Origin of the sequence: Megasphaera sp. DISK 18 (assembly GCF_001682955.1) — a bacterium.
Classification (GTDB): domain Bacteria; phylum Bacillota; class Negativicutes; order Veillonellales; family Megasphaeraceae; genus Megasphaera; species Megasphaera massiliensis.
Window position 1 is genome coordinate 1 of record NZ_LUGJ01000004.1, and the last position, 9528, is coordinate 9528.

General features: G+C 50.2%; 9 protein-coding genes. 5 read left to right on the plus strand and 4 right to left on the minus strand.

The genetic code is table 11. The features are described from left to right. From A0U42_RS00860 to A0U42_RS00875, 4 genes are all read right to left on the minus strand, one after another. On the minus strand, positions 1–556 hold a 556-nt coding region (locus A0U42_RS00860; RefSeq protein WP_065359501.1), incomplete at its 3' end, for a helix-turn-helix domain-containing protein. A gap of 104 nt (positions 557–660) precedes the next feature. After that, on the minus strand, positions 661–2067 hold the full coding sequence (locus A0U42_RS00865; RefSeq protein WP_065359502.1) for a VWA-like domain-containing protein: 1407 nt from the start codon (positions 2065–2067) through the stop codon (positions 661–663). Between the two features lie 5 nt (positions 2068–2072). Then, on the minus strand, positions 2073–3146 hold the full coding sequence (locus tag A0U42_RS00870) for an ATP-binding protein (RefSeq protein WP_065359503.1): 1074 nt from the start codon (positions 3144–3146) through the stop codon (positions 2073–2075). Between the two features lie 10 nt (positions 3147–3156). After that, on the minus strand, positions 3157–3954 hold the full coding sequence (locus A0U42_RS00875) for a hypothetical protein (protein ID WP_065359504.1): 798 nt from the start codon (positions 3952–3954) through the stop codon (positions 3157–3159). 322 nt (positions 3955–4276) lie between these two features. On the opposite strand from A0U42_RS00875, the gene A0U42_RS00880 reads away from it, so the two are divergent. From A0U42_RS00880 to A0U42_RS00900, 5 genes are all read left to right on the plus strand, one after another. Next, a complete protein-coding gene (locus A0U42_RS00880; RefSeq protein WP_065359505.1) occupies positions 4277–5149 on the plus strand; it encodes a LysR family transcriptional regulator in 873 nt (290 codons plus the stop codon). Positions 5150–5201: 52 nt separating this feature from the next. After that, complete coding sequence (locus tag A0U42_RS00885; protein ID WP_044505273.1) at positions 5202–5894, plus strand: iron-sulfur cluster assembly scaffold protein; 693 nt, start codon at positions 5202–5204, stop codon at positions 5892–5894. Between the two features lie 12 nt (positions 5895–5906). Next, positions 5907–6917 carry a GGGtGRT protein gene (locus A0U42_RS00890; protein ID WP_044505274.1) on the plus strand — a complete coding sequence of 337 codons (1011 nt, stop codon included), beginning with the start codon at positions 5907–5909 and terminating at the stop codon, positions 6915–6917. Positions 6918–7065: 148 nt separating this feature from the next. Further along, positions 7066–7992: an NlpC/P60 family protein gene (locus A0U42_RS00895; RefSeq protein ID WP_065359506.1), complete on the plus strand. Its 927-nt coding sequence runs from the start codon at positions 7066–7068 to the stop codon at positions 7990–7992. Between the two features lie 130 nt (positions 7993–8122). Further along, entirely contained in the window at positions 8123–9472 is a 1350-nt protein-coding gene (locus A0U42_RS00900) for an MFS transporter (protein WP_065359507.1), read from the plus strand. Positions 9473–9528 lie beyond the last annotated feature (56 nt).

Here is a 9528-nt window from a genome sequence, read left to right on the forward strand (position 1 = left end):
GGTCTTCCGTTTTTCTTTTCTCGCGATTATCCTGTAAGGCATCAAGACCACCGGCCTCGTATTTCAGCGTATAGCTGCGTGCCTGTTGGTAGGAAATGCCGTACTTTACCGCAGTTTCTGCGTAATTATGGTCATGAGCAATACAATACTGAACCATTTCAACTCGCTCATCAAATGTTGTTTTTCTGCCTTTTGTCATGATGAAAGTTCCTCCTGTTCTAGAAGCTTTTAGTTTCTCATGACTATTATACTGCTTAATCCATGTGCGTAGTTGTTTGGATGTTCTCACCCCAAATCTTTGGCAGATAACAGACAGAGATCCTTCCTGATTCAGATAAGCGGTTACTGCCTGAACTTTGCATTCACGAGAATAGTGTTTATTCCTCGTATATGTAAATGCCTCGATTCCATTCCCTTTATAACTACAAATCCAATCTCTGACAGAAGATTGGCCAACGGACAGACGCTTGGCGGCAGCAAGGATAGATTCTGTCCCATGGAGGATGCTTTTGACGGTATGCAATTTCTCTTGAGCACATATCTTTGTTTTTCGCATTAAAAATACTCCCCTTCAAGCAGCATGAGATTTTATTATTTCTCATGTCTACCTAAAGGGGAGCATATCACCCACGCGTGCGGTCTTTCTTTGTAATGTGGATATTAGAGCTTACTCGTGTGTTCTTGGTTGGCCATGGAGAAACCTCCGCCTCGGACGTCGTCGAAGTCGAGGCTGGGGTCGTAGTCGGGGAGCTTGGCCAAGCGTTTTACAAGGCCATAGGGGTTCTTTAAGGAGAGGGTTTCACCGTGGCCTGAGAGGACCCAGAGGACTTTATAGCCTCGCGGCGGTGTTTGAAGTTTTTCTTCTCCTTTGCCGTCCGTGAAGTAGACCAAAAGGTCGATGTTTTGGGTGTTGGCATAGTCGAAGACCGGTGAATAGGCGGTGCCGCCGCGAATGTCTAGGCGGCCTTTGACGTCTTCGAGGCCGCGGATGCGATAGGTCCGGCGAATCTGGTCGTCGCATTCGGTGACGATGATTTCATGGTCGTAGCAGCGGACGAGCTGCAGGACTTCGCCGACGGCCTGGCGGAATTCGGCGTCGGTGATGCTGCCGCTGATGTCGAGGCCGACGAGAATTTTTGCCGTATGAGAGCGCAGCTTACCCGGCAGATCGAGGCGGTCCGGCTGGCGCCGGTTTCGTCGCATGGGCGTCCGTTTCCAGCTGCTGGTAACCGAACCAATCAGTTTTTTCAGGTACCAGTGCCAGGGCAGGCTGTCTTTGTTGTCTTTTAAAGCCTTTATCATGCTCTCTAAATAGTTGGAGAGGTCGCCCTTTGACGAGGCATCGACGTATTTTTCCGTGAACTTTTTCAAGGTTTCATCGTCGACGGGATCGCTTTCATCCCAAAGTTCGTGGGTCGTAATAGGGTTATAGGAGACGGCGACGGTTTCGTCAGCATCACTTTCCGGCTCCGGCAGATTTTTGTTCTCTGTCCGTATATCCAGGGCGGTCTGAATCTTATCGACGTAATATTCCAGACTTTCGAAGGGCTTTAGGAGGAGGGAGAAATTGGTGTTGACCCAGTCCAAGGTCGTCGAAAAAGGCGGCAGGTGGTCGAGGTAGGTATTGACGACGACATCCATGGCCAGGGTGATGGCTTGCTTGCTGTAGTTTTCGCGCAGTTCCTTGGCTCGGATGAGGTGCAGGGAGACGATATGAAGGATTTCGTGCTTGATGGTGCTTTCCATCTGTTCCGGCGACAGAGTCAGGAACAGGAGAGGGTTGAAGTAGATCTGATAGCGGGTGCCCTTAAAGTTGACACCTGTCGGGGACGCCAAATCGAAGCGGATACTCTTGGTCATCTGGAAGAGAAAGTATCCGAAAAAATTATCCTTGTCTTCCATGAGGTGGCCGTTGATGCGGCCCAGGAAGGCGAAAAATTCATTTTGAAAATCAGCCGGTATCTCCGCTTCCGGATCGGGCCGGACCGAATCTTGGAGAATATTGTCGGCGATTATCGATGCCTGCTGGTAGAGGAGAGTGGCTTCAACGGAAATGGACTGTTTCATCCGTTTTACCGCAGGGAGCGAAAGGCCGCAAAGTAACTGTCGATGAAGTCGGCGTTATCCAAAGCGCAGGCATAGACTTTGGGGTTGGCGGCTTTCATGTCTTTCATGACACCTAGGCGAAGATCGACGGGATAGAGAGAGAGGAAGGCGACGAAGCGCGATACGAGGGCTTGGTTGTCGCTGTCTTGGGATAGATGATGGTCTAACTGTTTCAGGATGTTTTTGGCCGTAAGGTAGAGGCGGGTATGACTTTCGCCGGCTACGCGGCCGCTCAATTCCGGAGCCAGGGTTTCGCCGCTGAATACGTCATTATAGGTGATGAGGGGCGAGGCGTCGGAGTTGACGAATTGGATGAATTCTTCGGCGATGAGTTTTCCGACGTTGCCGCGGATGACGTTGTGGAAGACGGATTTTGGAATGCTGCCGGAATCATTTTTATAGATGGTGTAGAGCTTTGAAATTCGTTCGTAGCTGCGAGGGGTAGCGTTGATATCGTCTTCGTTGGTCTTGTCGAGGTATTCCGGATAGGTGGAAATGAATTCCATGACCTTTTCTTCAATGCCGGCCGACGAGGCCCAATCGAGCCACTGCAGGTAATCGGGCTCCATGTACAGCCAAACGAAGCGGTTCTCTTGGGCGGCGTCCATTTCGACGACTTCATAGTCGTAAGCATCGGAGGGGTTCATGGCGGCGATGATGTGGACCGACGGCGACAGGGCGTAGCCGTTGATTTCGCGGTTTAAGATGAGGTTCATCAATTCCTGCTGGACGGCGTGGTCGCAGCGATTGATTTCATCGATGAATAAGAGAACCGTTTTGCCCTTAGCGATTTCTTCGTCGATGGTACGAAGTTTATGATGGACGGCGTAGACCGTCGTTCCGTTTTCAACGGTCGGAAGGCCGCCGATTTCCCCTTCTTTTAATAAGTTTCCGTCGATTCCGACGAGGCTCCAGTCGTGACGATGGGCCAGTTCGCGGGCAAGGGAGGTCTTGCCGATGCCCGTTTCACCGACGAGAAGGGGAACTTCACCGGCAGTGAGAACGAGTTCTACGCTTTTATAGGTATCTGTAAAGTTCATGTCGTTACTCCTATTTCATGGTCAATTTTTCATCTACAGTAATGCGTCGGGCCTTTGGGCTGCCATAGTCATCGACGAGGAGTACCTTGTCGACAGGCGATAAGTCGACGGCGCTGCAGGTAATGAAGTTGCGGATGTATTCTTCGGATACGTTTTCTTGGGCGAGGATATCTTTTAGGGTATCGCGCCAGTCATCCGGCGTGAGGCTGATATCTTTGGGGATATATTTGCTGACCAGGACGTTGAGGCCCAGGTAGTGGAGAAAATCTTCTTTTCCCAAATTGCGGATGAGCCGCAAGGCCTGGGCGTCTTCGCGGATGGCCAGGTCCTTTGCTTCGTCCGTCGGGTTTTCGATGTAGCGAAGGGCTTCGTAGTTGCCGCGGACGGCGGCCAGTTGGACGTCTTCTGCCGGATCTTTGATGTATTTGACGGCGTCGTAGTTTTTATTGACGGCGCGGAGCTGCAAATCGTGGCCGGCATCTTTGATGTATTTAATGGCCCAGCCGGATTGGTCTAAGGCGGCGTCGATGAGTTCCTGCGACGGATTTTCGAGGTAGCTTAAGTTGTTCCAGCCGGCGCGTACGGCTTGAAGTTTGATGGCTTCTGAGGGATTTTCGATAAACTGGATCGCCCGGGCCGTGTTGGCAATGGCTGCTTCCTGGACGGCAGGCGAAGGATTGGTAATATATTGGAGAGCCTGGCCGTTTAACTGTACGGCCAGAAGCTGCATTTCTTCTGTTGGATTTTCGATTCGCCCAATGACATAAGGATTGTTACGAATCATATTCATATATTGTTCTGTTGTCATATCGGGTACCTTTCCTTGAAATAACAGGTTTTTTATTTCTATTATACAATAATCATTATTAATAAGATATATTTTGTTGTTATCGATTATAGTTAGTATATATTACATCTATTAATAGGGATACGGCTAAGGATCGTTTGGATATGAAAAAAAAACAAGAGTAGAGGGAAGCGGTGATTTGGCAGGCCCTTGTTGAGAATACGTTCCATTGGGAACGATGTCGTCCCATCAGTATACGGAAATTGCCCGCTTTGTTCTTGATAAAACGACTGAAATATCATAAAATTATCTTATGGAAAACGCAAAGAAAGGAAAGGGTGCCATGTTAGATTTTCGTATCCATACATTTTTGTGCGTTTGCCGTCACATGAATTATACCCGGGCTGCCGCTGAACTCCATATTACGCAGCCTGCCGTTTCTCAGCATATTCGATATTTAGAACGCGAATACGGGGCCAAACTTTTTAGTTACAAGGGGAAACATCTGCAGTTGACACAAGCCGGGCACATTCTCTGGAATGCTGCGACGGCTATTAGTCATGATGATACGCTTTTAAAAGAGCATCTGCATGACTTGCAGCAGCATAACCGCTCCTTGTCTTTTGGCGCGACGCCAACAGCCGGCATGGGCATTCTCGATAAATTGTCACTCATTCTCAAGCAGAATGGAGACATGAATCTTCATATGGAAATTGCCGATGCCGATAAACTGCTCCAGTCTTTAGATAAGGGGACCATTGATTTTGCCATTGTCGAAAGTTCGTTTGATCAAGGGCATTACGATTCGCTTTTATTTTCTACGGAACCCATCGTTGCCGTCTGTTCGGATGGGTACGATACGCCCGTCGAAATGACCTTGTCGGATCTTATGCACCATCGTCTCATCATCGGCGAACGCCATGCCGGTGTCCGACGGATCTTAGAACGGAAGTTGGCGGAAAAAGGGTACACCCTGGAGCATTTTCCGTCCCGCTATGAAGTGGGCAGCCTGTCCGCTGTAAAAGGGCTGGCCTGCCGCGACTGCGGTATTGCATTCTTATATGAAAAATCAGTTCAAAAGGAACTGGCTGAGGGAAGGCTCAGACGCATCGCCATTACGGACTTTTCCGTTATGCACGCATTTTCATTCTTGTGGCGCAAGGGCAGCATGTACCGCGCTTTGTTTACACAGATATATGACCAGTTGAAAGATTGAGTCGTATACTTGCTGCCGTTTATTTCATAGATTTTGAAAGGGTGAAGAGAACATGTTGTATTCAACAGAAGTTAAGAATATGTGTCCTGTCACAAAGGGAGCATATCATGGACCAGCACCGATTCCGGAAGAAGGCGAATGGGTACAAGTAAAGGAAATTAAAGATGTCAGCGGTTTGACACACGGTGTAGGCTGGTGTGCCCCTCAGCAGGGTGCCTGTAAGCTGACCCTCAATGTCAAAGACGGCATTATCGAAGAAGCCCTCGTCGAAACGATCGGCTGTTCCGGCATGACTCATTCTGCAGCCATGGCTTCGGAAATCCTCCCGGGCAAGACCCTTCTCGAAGCCCTTAATACGGACTTAGTATGTGACGCTATTAACGTAGCTATGCGCCAGCTTTTCCTCCAGATCGTATACGGCCGCACGCAGACGGCATTTTCTGAAGGCGGTCTTCCGATTGGCGCCAGCCTCGATGACCTCGGCAAAGGCCTTCGCAGCCAGACCGGCACCATGTTCGGTACGAAAGCGAAAGGCACTCGTTACCTCGAAATGACCGAAGGCTATGTCACCCGCATGGCTCTTGATGAAGAAAATCAGGTCATCGGCTATGAATTCATCCACCTCGGAAAAATGATGGAAGCCATTAAAAAAGGCATTGAACCGGCTAAAGCTATGGAAGATGCCAAAGGTCATTATGGCCGCTTTGAAGAAGCAGCTTCGTACATCGATCCGAGACAGCAATAGGAGGGCAAAACAATGGAATTATTTGAAAGCTACGACAGAAGAATCGATAAAATCCTCGGCGTACTGAAAGAATACGGTATCGGCAGTGTTGAAGAATGCCGCGATATCTGTGCAGCTGCCGGTTTGGATCCTTATAAAATCGTCAAAGACGTACAGCCTATTGCCTTTGAAAACGCCGGCTGGGCTTACACCGTCGGTGCCGCTATTGCCATTAAAACAAATGCGCGGACGGCTGTAGAAGCTGCCAAAGCTATCGGCATCGGCCTCCAGTCCTTCTGTATCCCCGGCTCGGTTGCGGAAGACCGTAAAGTCGGCCGCGGCCACGGCAACCTGGCTGCCATGCTCCTTCAGGATGAAACGAAGTGTTTCTGCTTCCTCGCCGGCCATGAATCCTTTGCCGCTGCTGAAGGCGCTATCGGTATCGTCCGCAACGCCAATAAAGCCCGCAAGGTACCCCTTCGCGTTATCCTGAACGGCCTCGGTAAAGATGCAGCGCAGATCATTTCCCGCATCAATGGCTTCACTTATGTTCAGACCCAGTTCGACTACAAGACCGGCGAATTGAACATCGTTCGTGAAGTACCGTATTCCAAGAGTGAACGGGCTAATGTCCGCTGCTTCGGTGCTGACGACGTCCGCGAAGGCGTTTCCATTATGCACCACGAAGGCGTTGACGTTTCCATTACGGGCAACTCGACTAACCCGACCCGTTTCCAGCATCCCGTTGCCGGTACTTACAAAAAAGAATGTATCGAAATGGGTAAAAAATACTTCTCCGTTGCTTCCGGCGGTGGTACAGGCCGTACCCTCCATCCGGACAACATGGGTGCAGGCCCTGCTTCGTACGGCATGACCGATACCATGGGCCGTATGCACAGTGACGCTCAGTTTGCCGGTTCTTCGTCGGTTCCGGCTCACGTTGAAATGATGGGCTTCCTGGGCATGGGTAACAACCCCATGGTCGGTGCTTCCGTCGCCGTTGCTGTTGCTGTTGAAGGCGCTGCCAAGGCCGGTAAGTTCTAATTCACCTTCGATCCTTAAGAGACTTCACAACTCCGTTGTGAAGTCTTTTTTTCGTATTCACGATAAAGATTAACCTGAAATCTACTAAAAAAGAGAAAAAACTGGTATAATAAACGTATATTTTACAAAGCGGAGAAAGGGGTATTCGATGAATACGACAAAGAAAATAGCAGCCGCACTGGGATTCTGCGTCCTGACTTCCGTATCGGTCGTCGGCGCCACCTTCCATCCCGGTGACCGAGGCGACCAGATTGTCACCATCCAGCAGGCACTGTCCAGTAGAGGCTATGCCGTCGCTGCTGACGGTGATTACGGGGTCTCGACGCAGGCTGCTGTCCGGAAGTTCCAGGAGGACCAGGGCCTGGATTCCGATGGAATCGTCGGAGCTGCGACGTATGCAGCGCTCACCGGTTCATCTATGCCGGAAAATGATGCTGTCGCTTCAGCCTTTGTTACCAAGGCGACGGCAGACAATGAAATCCTCCTTATTCAACAGGCTCTGGTAAATGCCGGATACAATGTCGATGTAGACGGTATTTTTGGCGCCGGCACAGAACGGGCTGTCCGTTCTTATCAAGGCGACCATGGACTTGAAACGGACGGTATCGTCGGTCCGTCGACCTTTTATGCCCTGACGGGGCAGCAGCTTCCGACAGGTCCCATACGCCGTTTCGGCAACGGCGGCTATAACGGTGTACCCCGTATTGCCAGTTCGGAAGCAACGCAGATTCTCGACATTGCCAATCAGTATATTGGCGTTCCCTACGTCTTTGGCGGCTCGACGCCGTCGGGCTTCGACTGCTCCGGCTTTACGCGCTACGTCTATTCGGCAGCCGGTATCGACCTGCCCCGGGCCGCAGATGAGCAGTATGACGTCGGTGAATCGGTATCCATGGCCAATTTAGAACCCGGTGACTTGGTCTTTTTCTCGACCTATGAGGCCGGAATTTCTCACGTCGGAATCTATATCGGCAACCACCAGTTTATCAATGCTGCCAGTGACGGAGTCAGCGTATCTGATATGGACAGCAGTTACTGGTCTGCCCGATACGTAGGCGCTAAGCGCATTATGTAGTGTAAGAAAAACTCCTACAGAAAAATCAGAATTTTTCTGCTACCGTTGTTAGAATTTGTTTATTATAATAAAGCCGTACCATACGGATTTATCATTATTCGGATTCATGCAACGGAAGGAGTTTTTTTTTATGCTCAATTTAATCTGGAACTTTTTCAGAACGGCACCGGACGCCGTACTAATGACAGATGGCGAGGCCATCAAGAAAAAGTTTAACGCCATGCGTTGGTGCGTATTTGCTTCCATCACGATCGGATATGCTTTTTATTACATCATCCGCCAGAGTTATTCGGTCATTAAAAAGCCGCTTCTGGCATCGGGGATCGTTACGCCGACGGAAATCGGGATCATCGGCTCGGTATTCTTCGTAACCTACGGTCTTGGGAAATTTACCAACAGTTTCCTGGCAGACCGCATGAATAATAAGCGATTCTTTTCCTTTGGCTTGTTCATTTCTTCACTCACTATGGTCGGCATGGGCCTGGTCAATTCCTTCGTTCCCTTAGCTGTCTTGTGGGGGCTCAATGGCTGGTTTCAGTCTTATGGTGCCGGTCCGTCCATTGTCTCCCTGAATCAGTGGTTCAGCAATAAACAGCGCGGAACCTTGTATGGCATCTGGTTTACGAGTCACAACCTGGGCTCATCTTTCGCTTACTTTGCCATTGCTGCCATCGTTTCCATGTACAACTGGTCTATGGGCTTCATTGCGGCCGGCATCATCTCCCTTATTGGGACGGCTTTCATTTACTTCGGTATGAGCGACCGTCCGGAAACGCAGGGACTGCCGAACGGCGCCGTCTATTACGGAGAAAAGACGCAGGAACAGATCGATGCGGAAAAAGAAAAATCAGTCGGCACCATGCAGTGGAATGCCGTCGTCAAGAATCCTGCCGTTTGGATTCTCGGTCTCTCCTCGCTCTGTGTCTATATTGCCCGCTATGCCATTGAAAGCTGGGGCGTCGTCTATCTGACGTCGCAGAAGGGCTATGATATGATGGGGGCTGCCGGTGTCATGGCTTACATGCAGGTGGCCGGTATCTTTGGGGCTCTCTTGTGCGGTGTTATTTCAGACAAGTTCTTCAATCACAAGCGCAATATGCCGGCCTTGTTATATGGAATCTTCTATTCCCTGTCCATTGCCGGCTTCCTCTGGGCACCTCAGTCGTTTACCATGGATATGCTGTGCATGACCTTCTACGGCTTCACCATGGGGGCTTTGGTTTGCTACATGGGCGGTCTCATGGCTGTCGATATCGTGCCCAAACGCGTTACCGGTGCGGCCATGGGGATGATCGGTCTCCTCAGCTATGCCGGCGCGGCCCTGCAGGAATTCATTACGGGGAAACTCATGACCATTACCGTCGTCAATGGCGTTAAAGTCTATGACTTCGGACTGGCTACGGAATTTTGGGTCGGTGCAGCTGTCGTCTCGACGCTGCTGGCTCTCCTCGTTTGGAATGCAAAACCGAAAGAAGACTAAGGATGAAGGCGTTGTCCGAAGGGACAGCGCCTTTTTTTGGCGCCGAATAGGCATGA

Bases quoted from the DNA above. Each gene is read 5' to 3' on its own strand.
- A0U42_RS00875 (WP_065359504.1), bottom strand. From the start codon at position 3,954: ATGACAACAGAACAATATATGAATATGATTCGTAACAATCCTTATGTC.
- A0U42_RS00885 (WP_044505273.1), top strand. From the start codon at position 5,202: ATGTTGTATTCAACAGAAGTTAAGAATATGTGTCCTGTCACAAAGGGA.
- A0U42_RS00890 (WP_044505274.1), top strand. From the start codon at position 5,907: ATGGAATTATTTGAAAGCTACGACAGAAGAATCGATAAAATCCTCGGC.
- A0U42_RS00900 (WP_065359507.1), top strand. From the start codon at position 8,123: ATGCTCAATTTAATCTGGAACTTTTTCAGAACGGCACCGGACGCCGTA.
- A0U42_RS00895 (WP_065359506.1), top strand. From the start codon at position 7,066: ATGAATACGACAAAGAAAATAGCAGCCGCACTGGGATTCTGCGTCCTG.
- A0U42_RS00865 (WP_065359502.1), bottom strand. From the start codon at position 2,067: ATGAAACAGTCCATTTCCGTTGAAGCCACTCTCCTCTACCAGCAGGCA.
- A0U42_RS00880 (WP_065359505.1), top strand. From the start codon at position 4,277: ATGTTAGATTTTCGTATCCATACATTTTTGTGCGTTTGCCGTCACATG.
- A0U42_RS00870 (WP_065359503.1), bottom strand. From the start codon at position 3,146: ATGAACTTTACAGATACCTATAAAAGCGTAGAACTCGTTCTCACTGCC.